Below are 16,346 nucleotides of genomic sequence, written 5' to 3' on the forward strand. Positions count from 1 at the left end.
TCGTCGCGGTCAACAAGGACCCCGAGGCGCCGATCTTCGAACTCGTCGACTACGGCGTCGTCGGCGACCTGTTCGCCGTCCTGCCCCAGCTCACCACCCAGGTCAAGGCCGGCTGACAGCCGCCCAGCACCACCCGGAAGGGCGCGACCACCACGGTCGCGCCCTTCCGCCGTTCCCGGCCGCGGTTGCGCCTCCCCCACCTCTATCGTCTACAGTCGCGTAGACGGTCTACTTCCCTGTAGACGCAGAGCGCCCCGGAGGCCACGCCGTGTACGCCCACTCCGCCCTGCTGGCGGTCAACCCGCTCGACGCTTCCTCCCTGCTCGCGGCATTCGGCGCGCTCGGCATCGCCGCCATCCTGTTCGCCGAGACCGGGCTGCTGATCGGCTTCTTCCTGCCCGGCGACTCCCTGCTGTTCACGGCCGGCCTGCTCTGCACCCCCGGCCTGCACTCCGGCCCGCACCTGAACCTCGCGCAGGTCCTCGTCGCCGCCGTCGTCGGCGCCCTGGCCGGCGCCCAGGTCGGCCACCTGCTCGGCCGCAAGGGCGGCCGCGCTCTGCTGGAACGTTCCCGCAACCGCCGCCTGCACGAGGGCGCCGAGCGGGCCGAGGAACTCCTCGCCCGCTACGGCCACGCCAAGGCCATCACGCTGGCCCGCTTCGTCCCCGTGGTCCGCACCGTCCTCAACCCGCTGGCCGGCGCCCTCGGCGTCCCCACCCGCACCTTCGCCCTCTGGCAGGCCGTCGGCGGCCTGGTCTGGACCGTCGGCCTGGTCCTTGGCGGCTACGCGCTCGGCTCCACCATCCCGAACGTCGACCGCTACCTGCTCCCCGCCATCGCGGTGATCATCGCCCTCTCCCTCCTCCCGCTCGCCCTCGAGTTCCGCCGCACGCGCACCGCCCGCCGCTGACGAACTCGTTCCGCCGCACGCACACCGCCCGCCGCTGACAGACTTCGTCAACGGCGGGCGGCGTGCGTGCTGGCCCGCTCCTCAGCGGACGACGTCGAAGACCTGCTTCTGCACGCCGTTGCGGTACACCTCGTGTTCGACCAGCGCCAGCTTCTGCGCGTCCTTGTCGGTGGCGCTGAACAGCCGCTTGCCCGCGCCGAGCAGCAGCGGGAAGACCAGCAGGTGGTACCGGTCGATCAGCCCGGCGTCGGACAGGGCCTGGCCCAGCGTGGCGCTGCCGTGGACGATGATCGGACCGCCCTCGGTCTCCTTGAGCGCGGCGACCTCGTCCAGCGAACGCAGGATGCTGATCTCGCCCCAGTTGTCGACCAGTTGGTCCTCACCGAGGGTGCGGGAGACGACGTACTTCGGCAGCGTCCGGTAGCGGGCGAACTCCGCCATGTCCGGCCAGACCGGGCTGAACGCCTCGTAGCTGACCCGGCCCATCAGCATCGCGGTGGACTCCTCCTGCTCCCGCGACTTGATCTCGAACGCCTCGGGGATGAACTCGATGTCCTTGAACGTCCACCCGGAGTTCCGGTAACCGGGCTCACCGCCCGGGCCCTCCACGACGCCGTCGAGCGAGACAAAGGCCGTACTGATCAGGGTGCGCATGATGGTGCTCTCCTCAGGTGTGACTGTCTTCCGTACGTGGTGCTCACTGTGTTGTTCGCGTGCTCAGGGTCGCTCGGCCAGGACGCCGGCCAGCCACTGCTGCCACCCGGCCTCGGCCGTGTCGGTGTCCGCTCCGAAGAGGTGGTGGAACATCAGCACCACTCCGGGGCTGTGGTGGAAGGTGTAGAGCCCGTCGGCGGTGCGGACCTCGAAACGCTCCTCGTCGGACCACGTCACCTCCCCGACCAGCGCGGGCAGCCCGGCGGGCTCGGCCTGCACCGGCGCCCCGAGGGCGACGACGTCCGGCAGCGAAAGCCCACCGGCGAGCGCGGCCCAGACCTCCCGCACCGGCCGTTCGCCGGTCTGCGCCATGGCGAAGACCGGACGGCCCGTGCGGCCGGGGAAGTGCGCCAGGTACTCGCGGAGCGTGTGCAGGTGGAACGGCCAGCCGCGGCGCAGCGCGTCGTACTCGTCCTGCCAGTCGTCGCCGAGCATGCCGCTGTGGACGACGCGCAGCACGGTGCTGCCGCCCTCGCGGCCCTCGATGAGGTACTCGAAGGCCATGAACCGGCCGTCGTCGTTGGTGGCCGTCCGGGTCGCGAACCGCTTGCCGGGCTCGTACGCGGTGACCACGGCCTCCTCCCGGTGGCCGCCCACGTCCATGACGGCGGCGCCGCCTTCGCACGCTTCGACCTCGTTCCGGCCCATGAACCACGACTCGATGCCGGGACCGGTGGCGATCGCTTCCCAGACCTGTTCCGGGTCTGCGGGCAGGACGATCTCCCGCTCGATCTCGAAGGGGTGCGTCATCGGGGGTCCTCCTGCGGTGCGTCGGGCTGTTGGCTGTCGGCTGGGGTCGGGTCGGGAATCTGGTGCAGGCCGACGACCACCCGGTGCCTCCGCCCTTGCGGCACCGATTCGTCGTGGTAGCGGCTGACCAGTCCGGCCACGCTCTGGGCCAGCTCCTCGGCGAACGCCGCCCGATCGGCCGCGGACGCGAACCGCACCTCGGCATCGATCCCGAAGCTCGCCACCCGCTGCTTCGCCCGCGCCGCACCCGTCAGCAACGACCCGACCTCCTGCACCAGCCGGGCCCCCAGCGCCAGCAGCCACCGGGCGGAAAGCTGATCGGGCGACCGCGAGGGATCCGGGCTGACCGCCGCCAGCGCACTGGGCGAGATCACGTACGAGGCGGCCGTCGCGCGGAACACCCGCTCGGTGACATTGCCCTTGCGCCGTTCCTCCGCCAGTTCGACCAGCCCGTGCCGCTCCAGCTCCTTCAGGTGGTAGTTGACCTTCTGCCTGGGCAACCCCAACCGCCCTGCCAGCATGGCCGCCGAACCGGGCTCCGCCAGAGCGGCGAGAATCCGGGACCGTATCGGGTCCAAGGACGACTCGGCCGCGCCGGGCTCTTCGATCACAGCAACGTCCAGCACCTCTCCACCCTCCGTTCCCGGGCTCCCGGTGTCCCCCGGGAGTGACTCCAGGTTCCCGCCGAACAGGAAACCTGTCAAGACAAAAAAATTTGTCGGTGCGCCCCGCACAGCAGAAAGGGCCCCCGGCGTCATGCCGGGAGCCCAAGCTGCGCGAGGTACCGCCGTCAGGTCGCCGCGGGCTCACCAACCGCAGCAGGACGGCGCGCCAGGGCGTCCGACACCTTCGCGGTGGCGTACAGCGAGACCCCGAGGGCCACCACCAGCGCGGCACCGGCGGCGAAGATGCTGCCGTCGGAGACCGCCTTCGCACCGCCGGCCTCACTGCGGGCGGACCCGGCGATGAACGGCAGCACCACCAGCACCGCGACACCGAGAACGACCTCGCCCCAGACCACCTTCGGGAAGTGCCGCAGCGTCAGGTGGAACAGCGAGGTGGAGTCGTCCGCACGCCGGGCCCGCTCGATCCGCGGCATCAGCCAGAACTGGTTGAACGCGCCGGCCGTGACCAGCGCCAGCACCAGGAAGATCTTGACCAGCAGGGCGATGCCGTAGCCGGTGGTCCACAGCTGGGAGACGGCGCCGACGTGCTTCCAGGTGATCCACAGCCCGGAAATGGTGACCACCCCGACGCACACCATCGCCACCAGACTGAACCGCCGCCAGATGTCGGCCCACAACAGGCCCGCACCCTCACCGAGCCGACCGCGAACGCCCGCGAGGGCCACCAGCAGCGCCAGGCCGCCGAGCCACACGACCCCGGAAACGATATGGAGCTGCGAGAACACCGGGTCGAGCCAGCGGTCGAGTTCGGCGGGGACGGTCGCCGGTATGCCCGCGATCAGGGTGACCGCGAGAGCGGCCGGCAGAGCAGCGAGGGCAAGACGGTCGAGGTGGCGGCGCACCGCCGGGACGAACAGTGAGATCAGCGCGACGGCGGTGGCGACGAGCACGACGTTCTGCAGCACGTAGATCGTGCCCTGCGCGATCCAAGCCCCCTTGGCAGCAGGAGCATTGAGGAAGTCCGCGATCCGGCCGGGAGCCATGGCGTCACCAAAGGGCATCCCCTTCCCGGCCCGAGCGACGCGCGCCACCAACTGGAAGTACCCGGCAACCAGCAGAACAACGCCCGCCCACCCCAAGTACCCGGCCGACCGCCTGCGCAGCGCGGCAGCGTCCGCGGGCGCGGTGCTCTCGGCCCTGAGCGCCGGGCGAACGGCGGCGACGTAGGTGACAACGCTGCCGATCGCGCCACTCAGGCCGACGAAGTAGCCGGTTTTGGTGAGGACCCGCCAGATTTCGGGCGTGGCGTATTCGGCCGTCTTGGCGGCCAGCAGCAAATTCATCATTAGGTTAGCCTAACCTCAGGTAGGCCAGCCTGTCCTAATCCTGATTCCGATCTGTTGTTTACCCCTTGGCAGGCTGCCCGTCACGGACATCGAAGCGTTCTGGCGCGTGCTCGACGCCGCCCGAGGCAGTAGCAAGCCGCTCGACATCGGCGTCGGCGACCACCTGTCGGTCTTGCCCAACCGATCACCGCGCGTCGATCCGCCGCTCATCGGGGGCTTCGCGCCCACCACGAACACCAAGGGCTGTTCCGAGGCCAGAACTCACGTCAATGCTTGGCTTGCCTCGTCGACTGGGCCCGGGGCGGTGAGTCCGCGTCAGCTCCGCCCCCCAACCGCACCCCCCACGCCGAGCTATCATCGCCCGTCAACCGCCCGACCGCCCAGGGGGAACCATGCCGTCGCCAACCGCAGCGGCCACGAGCTTCGACGCCAACGAGCGCACCGCCTGGGCCGGACGGGCCGACGCCTACGCCGCGACCTTCGGCCGGCTCTGTGCGCACACCGCGCCGAAGCTCCTGGACGCCGCCGAAGTGTCCACCGGCACCCGGCTGTTGGACGTGGGCACCGGGCCAGGGACCGTCGCCGCAGCCGCCTGCGCCCGGGGTGCTGAGGTGACCGCCGTGGACGCCGAGCCGAGCATGCTCGAACTCGCCCGCCGCAACGCGCCGTCCGCGCGCCTCGAGCTTGCCACGCTGCCCGAACTCCCCTACCTGGACCCCGAATTCGACGCGGTGGTGGCCAACTTCGTACTCAACCACGTCGGCCGGCCGCTGCTCGCCCTGGCCGAACTCCGTCGCGTCCTGCGACCCGGCGGCCGCCTCGCCCTGACCATCTGGTCCGGGTCACCGGGCCCGGGCCAGACGCTGATCCCGCAGGCCCTCCAGGCCGCCGGCGCCGTCCGGCCGCCGCACCTGGGCCCGCTCGACCCGGCCGACGACTTCCCCCGCACCCCGGACGGCCTGGCCGCGCTCCTCACCGCCGTCGGCCTCCAGCACGCCACCTGCCGCACCCTCACGTGGGACCACCGCACCACCGCCGACGACTGGTGGGCCGGCCCGGCCTCCGGCGTCGCCACCATCGGCCTCACCCTGCTCGCCCAAACCCCCGAAACCCAGTCCGAGGCCCACCGCCACTACCACCGCCTCGCCGCCGCATTCCGCACCCCGGACGGCACCCTCGCCCTCCCCCACGCGGCCCTCCTCGCCACGGCCACCCGCTGACGCCGCCACGGAACACCCACCGACGGCCCAGCACAACCACGCCACTCAGCCCGAGCGATCGTCCTCGACGAACACAACCGCGTCCTGCTGCGCCGCCACGCCGACCCAGCACCGCCCGGCGGCCGCTGAGCCCGCGCCGCTCACCAATCGCGCGGCGCGACCAGTTCCTCCCGGTCCGCACCGGCGAAGCCGTACGCCGCCGCCACGAACGCGAAATCCGCGCCGATCGCCTCCCGGGCGACCGTCTCGATCTCGCTGCCGGCGTCCTCCATCGCCTCGCCGAGGCGGTTGAACTCCTCCGTCGCGGCATGCGTCAGCGCGTACAACTCCGGTAGGCCGGACGGGCGTTCGGACTCGATCCGTTCGCACAGTGTGCGCAGCACCGCGCGGCCGCGTTCGACCAGGTGGGCGGGGTAGTACGGGTCCCCGGCCATATCGCGCAGGAACTCTTGGCCCGCCACCTGCTCGTTTCGAATCACCATTCGGCCGTTCCGTCCGCTCGGGGGATGCTGCGCAGGATCATCCCGCCGAGCGCTGACAGACCGCTCAGCTCGCGGGAACGGCGCCGCCGAGGAGTTCGTCGATCTCGCGGCGCGGGGTGGCCGCGCCCCGGGGGCCGTAGCCGATGCGGAGGAGTACCTGGACGGTGCCGATGCCGGCTTCGGGGTTGCGCAGCCGCCAGCGGGTCTCGGGGAGTTCGACGGCCTGGTGGAGGACGGAGACCCGGACGCCGTGCGCGGTGGCCACCAGCCAGACGCGTTCCATGGCCTGGCCGGCCCGCAGCCAGTCGGCTGCCGTGTCGCCGCGGGTGGCGATGGTGACCAACTGCGGGAGCGCCTCGAAGCGTTGCGAGCGGGTGGGGCGTCCGGTGAAGTCCCGCACGGGGACGTGCGCTTCGTGGTCCTGCGGGCCGAGCGCAGAGACCGGGATGCCGTCCGCCGAAGGTTCGTCGCGCAGCCAGCTCCCGGTCTCGGCAAGGCGGGCGGCGTCGGCGACGATCCGGGCCTCGGCCTCGGCGGTGAGTGCCAGGACCCGGCGCGCCTCGGACTCCTCCAGCGCGTCGAGGACGGTGTCCTCGGCGGCGGCGGCCGCGATCAGTTCACCGATCACCGTCTCGGGGACGTCGCGGTTGTTGAACGGTTCACGGCTGGAGTGCCGCAGCGCGATCGCCTCCGCCAACTCCGCCGTCTCGTCGGGGACTCCGCGCGGGCCGAAGTGCACCACCGCGACCGGGGAGTCGGCCCCGAACGGGCCGGGCATCAGTTCCAGCTCGTCCACGGGCAGACCCTGCCGGGCGGCCGCGACCCGCAGGTTGAACAGGGCCGCGCCGACGGACAGCAACATGCCGCGGCCGTCGGGGTCCGCCACCGGGACGGCCCGGTCCAGGTCGGCGAAGACCAGGACTCCGTGGCCGTCGTCGGCGGGCCGGAACTGCCAGGGCTGGGAGTTGTGCAACGAAGGCGCGGCTCCGGCCGCCGCCACCAGCACCCGGAGTTCCTGCACGCTCAGTGCCGCCCCGGGACCGCCCCTCGTGCCAATCGTCGACTCGACCATCGCGGATCACTCCTCGCCGCATCCTCGTCGCGTTCCACGTGCCTCTTTATCCTGAGCGTGCGCCTCGGATCGGCCGCGCCGGTAGGGCCCAAAGGCCCCCTCCGGACGACGTCCGTCCCTTCTCCCCGGCCGAGACGGCCGAGACCTCCCGAGCCGACCGAGACGACCGAGACGACCGAAACGGCCGAGACCCCCGAACCGGAACTCACGCGGACGCGGTACGCCGCACGAACACCTCCAGCCGCGCCGACTCCAGCGCCGTCGCCACCGCGCCCATCAGCACCGCGTCCTCGCCGAGCGTGCTCGCCACCACCCGGGGTCTCAGCGCGCAGCTGCGGTGCAGCGCCTCCTCCAGTGGCGGCAGCAGCAGGTCCGCGCTGCGGCCGACACCGCCGCCCAGCACGACCAGTTCCGGATCGGCGACGGCGGCCACCACGGCGACCGCGAAGGCGAGTTGCTGCGCCTGCCGGTCGATCGCCGCCCGCGCGGCCGGATCGCCGGACCGGGCCGCCTCGCACACCTCCTCGGCGGTGCTCGCACTGGTCAGCCCGAGCCGCCACGCCTCGCCGACCACGGCGTCCGCCGCCACCACCTCCTCCAGCCGGACATCCTGACGTCCCGTCAATTCATCCGACACGCAAGGCATTTGCAGCATGCCGATCTCACCGGCCGCGCCGTGCGCACCGGTCCACAGTTCGCCGTCGCGCACCAGGCCGACGCCGACGCCCGCCCCGACCAGCAGGTAGGCGAAGACCGAACTGCCCGCCCCCGCACCGTAGGTGTACTCGCCGAGCGCGGCGAGGTTGGCGTCGTTGGCGACGTGCACATGCATGCCGAGGCCGTCCGCGATCCGGTCGACCAATCCCGGCCGCGCCCAGCCGGGCAGGTGCGGGGCGTGCCGCATCATCCGCAGCCGCTCGTCCCACACACCGGGACTGCCGATCACCGCGCGCACCACTCCGTCCGCCGGACAGCCCACAGCGCCGCCGGCACCGTCCGCCAGCCCCGCATCGGAGAGCGTCTCCTGAGCGGTGGCGACCAGCGCGTCCGCGACGGCGGGGCCGGAACGGCCGCGGTTGGGGACGTCCCGGCGGGCCACCACCCGGCCCGACAGGTCGGCGACGGCCACCCGGAGGCGGGCTCGGCCGACGTCCATCCCGAGCACGTACCCGGCGCCGGCGTCGGCCCGGTACAGGACGGCGGTGCGGCCCCGGTCGGGCGCCAGGGTGCCCGCCTCCCGGACCAGCCCGGCCGTCTCCAGCGAACCCAGCGCGGCCGACACGGTCGGCTTCGACAGGCCGGTGTCGCGGGCGAGTTGCGCCCGCGAGGACGGGCCGCCGGTGCGCAGCAGCTCCAGCAGCAGCCACTCGTTGTTGCTGCGCAGCCGCTGCCGGTTCCACGGGGCCGGCTCCGGCGCCGGGCCTGCGGACCGCTGCCGCACGACGGGTCTCGCTTGCGGGTGGGTCACGGTTCCTCTTCTCCGGTCGGGACAGTCCGCCCGCCCCCGCCGGCAACACCGCCTCAGACACACTCTCGTCCACGTCCAGGTCGTCACACCCGCGCCGGCCCCGGAAATCGGCACCGACACGCCCCGCCCGCCCCGGCCCGCTCCCGGTTCCTGCGGCACCGCGATGGTACCCACCGGAACCGTCAGCTGACGTACGGTACAGATCATGGAATTCCGTCACCTGGGCCGCAGCGGCCTGATCGTCAGTGAAATCGCCTACGGCAACTGGCTCACCCACGGCTCGCAGGTCGAGGAGGACACCGCGGCCGCGTGCATCCGCGCCGCCCTCGACGCGGGCATCACCACCTTCGACACCGCCGACGTGTACGCGGAGACCCGCGCCGAGGCGGTCATGGGCCGCGCCCTCAAGGGCGAGCGCCGCGAAGGGCTGGAGATCCTCACCAAGGTGTTCTGGCCGACCGGGCCCGGCCGCAACGACAGCGGGCTCGGCCGCAAGCACATCATGGAGTCGATCAACGGCTCGCTGCGCCGCCTGCAGACCGACTACGTGGACGTGTACCAGGCGCACCGCTTCGACCCGTCCACGCCGCTCGAGGAGACCATGGAGGCGTTCGCCGACGTGGTCCGCTCCGGCAAGGCCCTGTACATCGGCGTCTCCGAGTGGACGGCCGACCAGATCCGGGCCGGGCACGCGCTGGCCCGCGAGCTGCGCATCCCGTTCGTCTCCAACCAGCCCCAGTACAGCGCGCTGTGGCGGGTCATCGAGGGTGAAGTCGTCCCGGTGTCCGAAGAGTTGGGCCTCGGCCAGGTGGTCTGGTCGCCGATCGCGCAGGGCGTCCTCACCGGCAAGTACCAGCCGGGCGCCGCCCCGCCGGCCGGCTCCCGCGCCACCGACGAGAAGGGCGGCGCGAACTTCGTCGCCCGCTGGCTGCGCGACGACGTCCTGGAGCGCGTCCAGCTGCTGCGCCCGCTCGCCGACCAGGCGGGGCTGTCGCTCGCCCAGCTGGCCGTCGCCTGGGTGCTGCAGAACCCCAACGTGTCCGCGGCGATCATCGGCGCCTCCCGGCCCGAGCAGGTCACCGAGAACGTCAAGGCCGCCGGCGTGAAGCTGGAGCCGGAACTGCTCGCCCGGATGGACGAAATCCTCGCCCCCGTCGCCCAGTTCGACCCCGCGAAGACCGCCGAGAACGCCCCCAAGGCCCGCCCCTGACGCCACGCCCGGGCCGGCGCCCGCACCACCGATCCGCGGCACCGGCCCGGGCCCGTCAACTCCCCCACCCACTACGGCTCGAGCGAATCGCCTACGTCAACCTCCTTAGGTGACCCGCCTGTTGACGTAAGTTCCTGCTGCGCCCAGATGGTCTTGCCGCGCCGGCCGATCCTGGTGCCCCAACGCTGCGCCAGATGACCGATGATGAACAGTCCGCGACCGCCCTCGTCGGTGCTCTTCGCCCGCCGCATGTGCGGGGTGCTGGCCGCGCTGTCCGACACCTCGCAGATCAGGCCCCGGTCGTGGATCAGCCGCAGCCGGATCGGCGGCTCCCCGTAGCGGATCGCGTTGGTCACCAGCTCGCTGACGATCAGGTCGGTGGCGAACTCCAGCTCCCCCAACTCCCAGGCGGCGAGCTGGTGTTCGGCCAGCCGCCGGGCGGTGCGCACCACCGCCGGGTCGCCCGGCAGCGTCCACACCGCGACCCGCTCGTCCGGCAGCGCCCGGGTGCGGGCCAGCAGCAGCACGGCATCCTCGCGCTGCCGTTCGGGCAGCAGCGCGTACACCACCCGGTCGCACAGGTCGTGCAGTTGTTCCTCGCCGGGCCGCGCCAGCACCCGCTCCAGCACCGCCCGCCGTGTGCCCGGTTCGCCCCCCGGTGTGCCGTCCTCGTCCGCGCTCCGGGCCCGGCCGGACATCAACCCCTCGGTGTAGAGGGCCAGTACGCAGCCCTCGTCCAGCTCGGTGGTGGTCGTCTCGTAGCAGCAGTCGCCCCAGCCCAGCGGCGGCCCGGGTTCGACCTCGAACGGCAGCGGGGCGCCGTCGGGGCCGACCAGCACCGGCGCGGGGTGGCCGGCGGAGGCGGCGGTGCAGGTCCGGGCGATCGGGTCGTACACCAGGTACAGGCAGGACGCGAGGCCGTCGGGCAGCCGGTCCGCGCCGGGCGGCAGGCTGCCGCGCTGCTCGTCGGTCAGCACCCGCGCGACTTCGTCCAGGCGTACCAGCAGCTCGTCCGGCGCCAGGTCCTGCACGGCCAAGGTGCGTAGTGCGGTGCGGAGTTGGCCCATCAGGGCGGCTGCCTCGATGCCGGTTCCGGTGATGCTGCCGATCGCCAGCCCGACCCGGGCGGCGGACAGCGGGATGATGTCGTACCAGTCGCCGCCGGGGCCGACCGTTCCCGGGAGGTAGACCTGCGCGGTCTCCACGGCGCTCAGTTCGGCCGGTTCCCTGGGCAGGAGTTGGCGTTGCAGGGTGGTGGCGATGGTGCGTTCGCGGGCGTAGCTGCGGGCCTTGTCGATGGACAGGGCGCCGCGGGAGGCGAGTTCGACGGCGAGGTCCAGGTCGGCCTGTTCGAAGGGGGCGGGCCGCCGGTTCCGGTACAGGGCGAGCAGGCCGAGCACGGTGTCGTGCGCCATCAGCGGCGCGACGATCATCGAGTGCACGCCGAGGCCGGTCAGCCGGCGTCCGCGCGCGGGGTCGGCCGACAGCCAGTCCTCGTCGCCGCTCAGTCCGCGCACCAGTCGCGCCCGCCCGTCGTCCAGCGCCTGGCTGTAGGGCGTGGGCGCGCCGTAGGTGGACAGTTCGCCGTGCGGGATCGGGCCCAGCTCGCCGGGCGTGTGGACGGCCCGGTAGGCGGCGCGGCGCAGCGGGGCGGCGGGGTCGACGGGTCCGGCGCGGGTCGGCAGGCCGCGCAGGGGTTCGTCGAGCAGGTCGACGGTGGCGATGTCGGCGAGGCGGGGTACGGCGACGTCGGCGAGTTCCTCGGCGGAGCCGATGGCGTCCAGGGAGGCGCCGAGTTGGCGGTGTGCGGTGTGCAGGATGTCGAGGCGGTCGAGGGCGGTCTGGCGTTCGGTGACGTCCTGGATGGCGGCGACCAGGTAGCGGCGGCCGGTGTCGGATTCGATCGGGAAGAACGAGACGGCGCCGACGATGTCGCGGCGGGGTTCGTCGGGGGTGCGGCCGCGGACCAGGTGTTCGCGGATCCAGTCGCCGTCCTGGAGGGCCTGGCGGGCGAGTGTTTCGAGTTCGGCGTCGTCGAAGCCGGGCCCGAGGTCGCCGACCCAGCGGCCGCCGTTGCCGGGGTCGGGGCGGGTGGCTGCGCCGTGGGCGGCGTTGTGGGCGGCGGCGTTGCGGCGTACCAGCCGCAGGTCCTGGTCGAGCAGGTAGAGCCCGACCGGGGCCTGCCGGAACAGGGCGTCGAGCAGTGCCGCGTCCTCGCTCTCGCCGGTGCTGTCCATGACGTCCCTCCTCTCCGGGTCGCGGCTGTCCCTGCCGCCCCGGCCCGCCGCGCTCATCGTGGCCGGTCCGCGGGGCCGGCGAGCGGGGTGGGCCGGAAGGCGATCAGGGCGATGTCGTCGCGGACGTCGGCGACCCGTCCGGCCAGGTACGCGCACAGGTCGTCGAGCGGGCGGTGGCGGGCGTCGGCGGCGGCCCTGCAGAGGCGGGCGATGCCGTCACCGAGGTCTTCGCCGGGGACTTCGACCAGGCCGTCGGTGTAGAACAGCAGGGTCTCGCCGGGGCCCAGCGGGTCGCGGTGGGTGACCCGGGGGCGGCGCGGGTCGACGCACAGCGGGAGGTCGGCGTCCTCGCCGGTCAGCAGCCGGGGCGGGCCGGTGACGGGGATCAGGACGGGCGGCGGGTGCCCGGCGTTGGTCCACTCGACCTCCCAGGCGCCGTCGGCGCCGTGCCGGGTGAGGCGGGCGTGCACGGCGGTGACGAAGCTGCCGACGCCCAGCCCTTCGGCGGCGGTGTCGAGTTCGCGCAGCGTGTCGGCGGGGGTGTGGCCGTGCGGGCGGGTGAAGGCGATGGAGCGCAGCATGGCGCGGAGTTGGCCCATGATGGTGGCGGCGGCGAGGTCGTGGCCGGCGACGTCGCCGATGGTCATGGCGAGTGCGCCGTCGGGGAGGGTGAACGCGTCGTACCAGTCGCCGCCGACTTCGGCGTTGCGGCTGCCGGGGCGGTAGCGGCCGGCGAGGGCGGCGCCGCCGACGGTGGGCGGGGTGGTGAGCATGGCGCGTTGCAGGACGACGGCGGTGTGCCGGGCGCGTTGCAGGGCGAGGGCCTGGCGCAGCGGGGCCTGGGCGCGTTGCAGGACTTCCCGCTGGAGGTCGATGTCGGCGGGTCCGGGCGGGGGTGCACCTTCGCACTCGGCGGTGGCGGCGAGGGCGACGACGGCGCCGTCGACGACGATGGGCAGCAGGGTGAGGCTGGTGGCGTGGGCGCGTTCCAGCCAGCGGGCGGAGATCTCGGGGATGCTGCCGCGGGGGACGTTGCCGTCGGCGAATTCGAGCACGATGGGGGTGCGGTCGGAAACCGCTTTCCGGGCGCGGGCGCCGAGGGTGTAGGTCTGCCGGTTGATGGGTGGCAGCGGGGGCAGTCCGGGGCGGGCGACGGAGGCGATCCGGGTGGCGACGACGTCTCCGCCGGCGGCGTCGGGTTCGCGCAGCAGGTAGACGGCGCACACGTCGGTGAGTTCGGGGACGAGGGTGGCGGCGAGCGCGGCGAAGGCGTCGTCGGCGCGTTCGGCCTCGGTGACGGCGCCGGCCCGGGCGAGCAGCCGTTCGCGCAGCCGGTTGCGCCACTGGTCCTCGATGTCGCTGGTGGTGCCGATCCATTCGGCGGGTCCGTCGTCGCGGACGATGGGGACGGCGCGGGCCCGGACGTGCCGGTAGCCGCCGTCGGCGCCGCGTACCCGGAAGACGTGTTCGAAGGCGGTGGGCAGTTCGCGGGCGGCGGCGGCCCAGTGGGTGGCGAGCCGGTCGCGGTCCTGGGGGTGGACGACGTCCAGCCAGCGGTTGCCGGCCGTTTCGGGGAAGGGCCGGCCGGTGAGGGCCTCCCAGCCGGGGACGAGTTCGTCGGCGGTGCCGTCGGCGTGCACCAGCCACACCATCTGGGAGGTGGCGGCCATCAGTGCCTCGTATCGCCGCAGTGCCTGCAGCCGTTCGACGGAGAGGCGTTCGGTCTCCAGGGCGGAGTGCAGTTCGGCGGTGGTGTCGATGGCGGCGGTGAGGATGCCGGGGCCGTACGGGGTGCCGGCGGGTGAGCAGGAGTAGACGAAGTGCCGGTGGACGGTCCCGCCGTCCGGGCAGGCGAGGGTGCGCGGCGCGGTGACCTGCCGGGCGGTGCCGTCGCTGAGGACGGCGTCGAGGGTGGCGACGAAGCGTTCGGCGCCCGGCTCCGTGAACACCTCGCGGGCCGGGTCGCCGAGCTGCCGGTCGCCGAACAGGTCGCGGAACGCGTCGTTGACGTACACCAGTCGGTGGTCGGTCCCCGCGGTCAGCGCGATCGCCACGATGGCGCGGTCGAACACCTCGGGTGTCAGTGGCGTGTCCGGCACCGCGCCGGCCTCCTCCCGCCCGCCTGCCGGCGGGGTCTCTGGCTTGCGGGGTCTGCGGCACTCAGGCGAGCAACTTGGCTTTCGCCGCGCGGAATTCGTCCTCGGAGATGGCGCCGCTGTTCTTCAGGTCGGCGAGCCGGGCGAGTTCGTCCACGTGCCGGGACGCGGCCTGCTGGTCCTCGGTGCCGGCGGCTTTGCGGATGTAGTTCTGGAAGTTGCCCTCCGCCTGCGCGGCGAGTGCCCGGTCGCGGTTGCCCATGGATTTGCCGCGGGCGATCAGGTAAACCAGCACACCGATGTAGGGCAGCAGGATGACGAAGGCGGTCCATCCGGCCTTGCCCCAGCCGCCCATGTCGTGGCTGAGGAAGATGTCGGTGATCACCTTGAACAGCAGGAAGAGCCAGAGGATCCAGAGGAACAGCCACAACATCGTCCAGAACAGGTTGAGCGCCGGGTAATTGTCCATCGTGGGCTCCCTTCCACAGGTCCTTTCGAGAGGTATCACCACATTCCGGGCGCCGCATGTCAGCGCTCCGCCGCCGGGTGCGCTCAGCGGTCGCCCGGCGAGATCCGCCAGGCGAGCAGGACCACCAGGAAGGACGCGGCGCTGAAGCCGGTGGACCACCAGGCGGTGGCGACCTCGCCGCGCATCCAGGCGTTGGTGGCGACGGTGAGTGCCCACAGTTGGCCGATGACGACGGTGATGCCGAGGGCGACGCGGGCGGAGAGGATCGCGGAGCGTTCCGGTTGCTGGTCGGTGCCCGCGCCGGGGCCGGGTCCGGTGGCGGTGACCCGGGCGTCGGCGTAGCCGGAGGTCGGCCGGATCTGCGGATAGCGTTCGTGGACGGGCCGGTTGAGGCGCGGCTCGTCACTGCCGGGGTGGTAGCCCTCCGGGAAGTGGCCCTCGCTCACCACGCGCCCCCCGCTTCGACCTGATACATCGTCAACTCTCTCTCGTTCAAGGTCATTTGCCGCTCTCCCTGCCCGGGCACCCGGCGGCGTCGGCCAGTGCCGGGTTGCGGTCGCGCAGGCCCCGGCACAGGCCCGCCTGCTCGTCCTCGCCGGAGCGGGCGGTGCCGATCGCCCACACCGCGCCCTGGGCGTCCTCGACCATGACCACCTTGGGCAGCGGCCGGGGTGGCGGGCCGGCCGTCACCGCGCCGGTGCGGGCGTCGAACTTCCCTTCGTGGCACGGGCAGTAGAGGTCTCCGTCGGTGCCCTGGTCGCGTCGCCAGAGGACGCCGCAGGCGAGGTGGGTGCAGATGGTGGAGTAGCCGACGACGGTGCCGTCGGGCAGTCGGATCGCCATCGCCCGGTCGTCCTCGCCGGGGTACTCGAAGCTGACCGCCTGCCCGCGTTCGAGCCGGTCGGCGACCTTCAGCGGGGCGGCGATGCCGTCGCCGTGCCGGTGCAGCACGCCGGCCGAGACGGCGGCGGAGCCGACCACCAGGCCGCCGGAGACGGTGGCGACGATCCGCAGGTAGTCGCGGCGGGTGGTGAGCGAGTCGGCGCTGATCCGCTCGCGCAGCGCGTCCTGCTCGGCCTGGTGGGCGTCCTCGGGTCCGCCCGGCCCGGACGGGTCGACGGGGCTGGTCACGCCATCGCTCCGTTCCCGGGCGTGGGCCGCCCGTTGACCTCGATCAGGTTCAGCGTCCCGCCGGGGACGGGTGCCCGGCGCTCCGGCGGGACGACCATGGCGACGCCGGTGGAGACGGTGGTGGCGCCGAACACGAACTCGGTGGAGACCTCCACGCCGGGCCGTTCCGCCTGCAACTCCTCGGCGGTGCCGTAGAACAGCGCGCCGGTCGGGCAGACGGTGGCGCACATCGGGGCCAGGCCGTACGAGGTGCGGTCGTAGCACAGATTGCACTTCATCTGGAGCTTCGCCGCCAGGTCGATCTTGGGCACACCGAACGGGCAGGCGTTGACGCAGTTCGCGCAGCCGATGCACCGGGTCGGGTCGGCTTCGTGGACGACTCCGTCCGCGGTGATCAGGATCGCCTCGGCGGGGCAGACCTCGGCGCAGGGGGCGACCGGGTCCTCGCAGTGCATGCAGACGGTGGGCAGCGAGGCGACGGTGTGGCCCTCGTCGGTGTAGTCGAGGTGGATCATCGTCTTGCCGCGGTGCGAGTCGCATTCGCGGCAGGCCGACACGCAGGCCTGGCAGCCGATGCAGCGGCCGGGGTCGATGAAGATGGTGCGTCCCAGCATG

The 16,346-nt window shown here is 72.8% G+C and carries 16 protein-coding genes and 1 pseudogene; 4 read left to right on the plus strand and 13 right to left on the minus strand.

Translation table 11 applies throughout. The features are described 5' to 3' along the window. Positions 1 to 116, plus strand: a pseudogene (locus ACFYST_RS21065) (electron transfer flavoprotein subunit alpha/FixB family protein); the annotation flags it as partial. 152 nt (positions 117 to 268) lie between these two features. Beyond that, positions 269 to 910 (plus strand): DedA family protein, encoded by a 642-nt coding sequence (locus tag ACFYST_RS21070; RefSeq protein WP_387864426.1) that lies wholly within the window; start codon positions 269 to 271, stop codon positions 908 to 910. A gap of 81 nt (positions 911 to 991) precedes the next feature. On the opposite strand, the gene ACFYST_RS21075 is transcribed toward ACFYST_RS21070, so the two are convergent. The 4 genes from ACFYST_RS21075 to ACFYST_RS21090 all read right to left on the minus strand — a co-directional run bounded on the left by ACFYST_RS21075 (position 992) and on the right by ACFYST_RS21090 (position 4,346). Continuing rightward, entirely contained in the window at positions 992 to 1,564 is a 573-nt protein-coding gene (locus ACFYST_RS21075) for a dihydrofolate reductase family protein (RefSeq protein WP_387633637.1), read from the minus strand. Between the two features lie 63 nt (positions 1,565 to 1,627). After that, positions 1,628 to 2,374, minus strand: coding sequence for an SRPBCC domain-containing protein (locus ACFYST_RS21080; RefSeq protein ID WP_387864428.1), 747 nt, complete (start codon positions 2,372 to 2,374; stop codon positions 1,628 to 1,630). Beyond that, positions 2,371 to 3,000, minus strand: a complete 630-nt coding sequence (locus ACFYST_RS21085) for an ArsR/SmtB family transcription factor (RefSeq protein ID WP_387864430.1) — start codon at positions 2,998 to 3,000, stop codon at positions 2,371 to 2,373. Before ACFYST_RS21085 ends, ACFYST_RS21080 begins: the two co-directional genes overlap by 4 nt. A 164-nt stretch (positions 3,001 to 3,164) precedes the next feature. Then, a complete protein-coding gene (locus ACFYST_RS21090) occupies positions 3,165 to 4,346 on the minus strand; it encodes a CopD family protein (RefSeq protein ID WP_387864433.1) in 1,182 nt (393 codons plus the stop codon). A gap of 392 nt (positions 4,347 to 4,738) precedes the next feature. Between ACFYST_RS21090 and ACFYST_RS21095 the strand changes: the two genes are divergently transcribed. Beyond that, positions 4,739 to 5,566 (plus strand): class I SAM-dependent methyltransferase, encoded by an 828-nt coding sequence (locus ACFYST_RS21095; RefSeq protein ID WP_387864435.1) that lies wholly within the window; start codon positions 4,739 to 4,741, stop codon positions 5,564 to 5,566. Between the two features lie 140 nt (positions 5,567 to 5,706). On the opposite strand, the gene ACFYST_RS21100 is transcribed toward ACFYST_RS21095, so the two are convergent. From ACFYST_RS21100 to ACFYST_RS21110, 3 genes are all read right to left on the minus strand, one after another. Then, positions 5,707 to 6,048 carry a DUF5713 family protein gene (locus tag ACFYST_RS21100; RefSeq protein ID WP_387633641.1) on the minus strand — a complete coding sequence of 114 codons (342 nt, stop codon included), beginning with the start codon at positions 6,046 to 6,048 and terminating at the stop codon, positions 5,707 to 5,709. Between the two features lie 64 nt (positions 6,049 to 6,112). Continuing rightward, the gene (locus tag ACFYST_RS21105) at positions 6,113 to 7,120 is read right to left on the minus strand and encodes an Acg family FMN-binding oxidoreductase (protein WP_387633642.1); all 1,008 of its coding nucleotides are present in this window, start codon (positions 7,118 to 7,120) and stop codon (positions 6,113 to 6,115) included. Positions 7,121 to 7,325: 205 nt separating this feature from the next. Next, positions 7,326 to 8,561: an ROK family transcriptional regulator gene (locus ACFYST_RS21110; protein WP_387636753.1), complete on the minus strand. Its 1,236-nt coding sequence runs from the start codon at positions 8,559 to 8,561 to the stop codon at positions 7,326 to 7,328. A 232-nt stretch (positions 8,562 to 8,793) separates the two neighbouring features. Between ACFYST_RS21110 and ACFYST_RS21115 the strand changes: the two genes are divergently transcribed. Beyond that, positions 8,794 to 9,798, plus strand: coding sequence for an aldo/keto reductase family protein (locus tag ACFYST_RS21115; protein ID WP_387633643.1), 1,005 nt, complete (start codon positions 8,794 to 8,796; stop codon positions 9,796 to 9,798). Between the two features lie 71 nt (positions 9,799 to 9,869). Here the strand turns inward: ACFYST_RS21115 and ACFYST_RS21120 are convergent, their stop codons facing one another. The 6 genes from ACFYST_RS21120 to ACFYST_RS21145 form a co-directional block, all read right to left on the minus strand. After that, entirely contained in the window at positions 9,870 to 12,035 is a 2,166-nt protein-coding gene (locus tag ACFYST_RS21120) for a SpoIIE family protein phosphatase (protein ID WP_387633644.1), read from the minus strand. Positions 12,036 to 12,088: 53 nt separating this feature from the next. Beyond that, positions 12,089 to 14,134, minus strand: a complete 2,046-nt coding sequence (locus ACFYST_RS21125) for a SpoIIE family protein phosphatase (RefSeq protein WP_387633645.1) — start codon at positions 14,132 to 14,134, stop codon at positions 12,089 to 12,091. A gap of 61 nt (positions 14,135 to 14,195) precedes the next feature. After that, the gene (locus ACFYST_RS21130) at positions 14,196 to 14,600 is read right to left on the minus strand and encodes an SHOCT domain-containing protein (RefSeq protein ID WP_387633646.1); all 405 of its coding nucleotides are present in this window, start codon (positions 14,598 to 14,600) and stop codon (positions 14,196 to 14,198) included. An 83-nt stretch (positions 14,601 to 14,683) separates the two neighbouring features. Further along, the gene (locus ACFYST_RS21135; RefSeq protein ID WP_387864437.1) at positions 14,684 to 15,046 is read right to left on the minus strand and encodes a hypothetical protein; all 363 of its coding nucleotides are present in this window, start codon (positions 15,044 to 15,046) and stop codon (positions 14,684 to 14,686) included. A 52-nt stretch (positions 15,047 to 15,098) separates the two neighbouring features. Then, the gene (locus ACFYST_RS21140) at positions 15,099 to 15,731 is read right to left on the minus strand and encodes a ubiquinol-cytochrome c reductase iron-sulfur subunit (protein ID WP_387633648.1); all 633 of its coding nucleotides are present in this window, start codon (positions 15,729 to 15,731) and stop codon (positions 15,099 to 15,101) included. Further along, positions 15,728 to 16,345: a 4Fe-4S dicluster domain-containing protein gene (locus ACFYST_RS21145; RefSeq protein WP_387633649.1), complete on the minus strand. Its 618-nt coding sequence runs from the start codon at positions 16,343 to 16,345 to the stop codon at positions 15,728 to 15,730. The genes ACFYST_RS21140 and ACFYST_RS21145 overlap by 4 nt, the downstream gene beginning before the upstream one ends. Position 16,346 lies beyond the last annotated feature (1 nt).

Origin of the sequence: Kitasatospora sp. NPDC004614 (genome assembly GCF_042873675.1) — a bacterium.
Lineage (GTDB): Bacteria > Actinomycetota > Actinomycetes > Streptomycetales > Streptomycetaceae > Kitasatospora.

Coding starts and splice junctions, on each gene's coding strand:
- ACFYST_RS21075 (WP_387633637.1), bottom strand. CDS start 1,564: ATGCGCACCCTGATCAGTACGGCCTTTGTCTCGCTCGACGGCGTCGTG.
- ACFYST_RS21080 (WP_387864428.1), bottom strand. CDS start 2,374: ATGACGCACCCCTTCGAGATCGAGCGGGAGATCGTCCTGCCCGCAGAC.
- ACFYST_RS21090 (WP_387864433.1), bottom strand. CDS start 4,346: ATGATGAATTTGCTGCTGGCCGCCAAGACGGCCGAATACGCCACGCCC.
- ACFYST_RS21095 (WP_387864435.1), top strand. CDS start 4,739: ATGCCGTCGCCAACCGCAGCGGCCACGAGCTTCGACGCCAACGAGCGC.
- ACFYST_RS21100 (WP_387633641.1), bottom strand. CDS start 6,048: ATGGTGATTCGAAACGAGCAGGTGGCGGGCCAAGAGTTCCTGCGCGAT.
- ACFYST_RS21105 (WP_387633642.1), bottom strand. CDS start 7,120: ATGGTCGAGTCGACGATTGGCACGAGGGGCGGTCCCGGGGCGGCACTG.
- ACFYST_RS21115 (WP_387633643.1), top strand. CDS start 8,794: ATGGAATTCCGTCACCTGGGCCGCAGCGGCCTGATCGTCAGTGAAATC.
- ACFYST_RS21120 (WP_387633644.1), bottom strand. CDS start 12,035: ATGGACAGCACCGGCGAGAGCGAGGACGCGGCACTGCTCGACGCCCTG.
- ACFYST_RS21130 (WP_387633646.1), bottom strand. CDS start 14,600: ATGGACAATTACCCGGCGCTCAACCTGTTCTGGACGATGTTGTGGCTG.
- ACFYST_RS21145 (WP_387633649.1), bottom strand. CDS start 16,345: ATGCTGGGACGCACCATCTTCATCGACCCCGGCCGCTGCATCGGCTGC.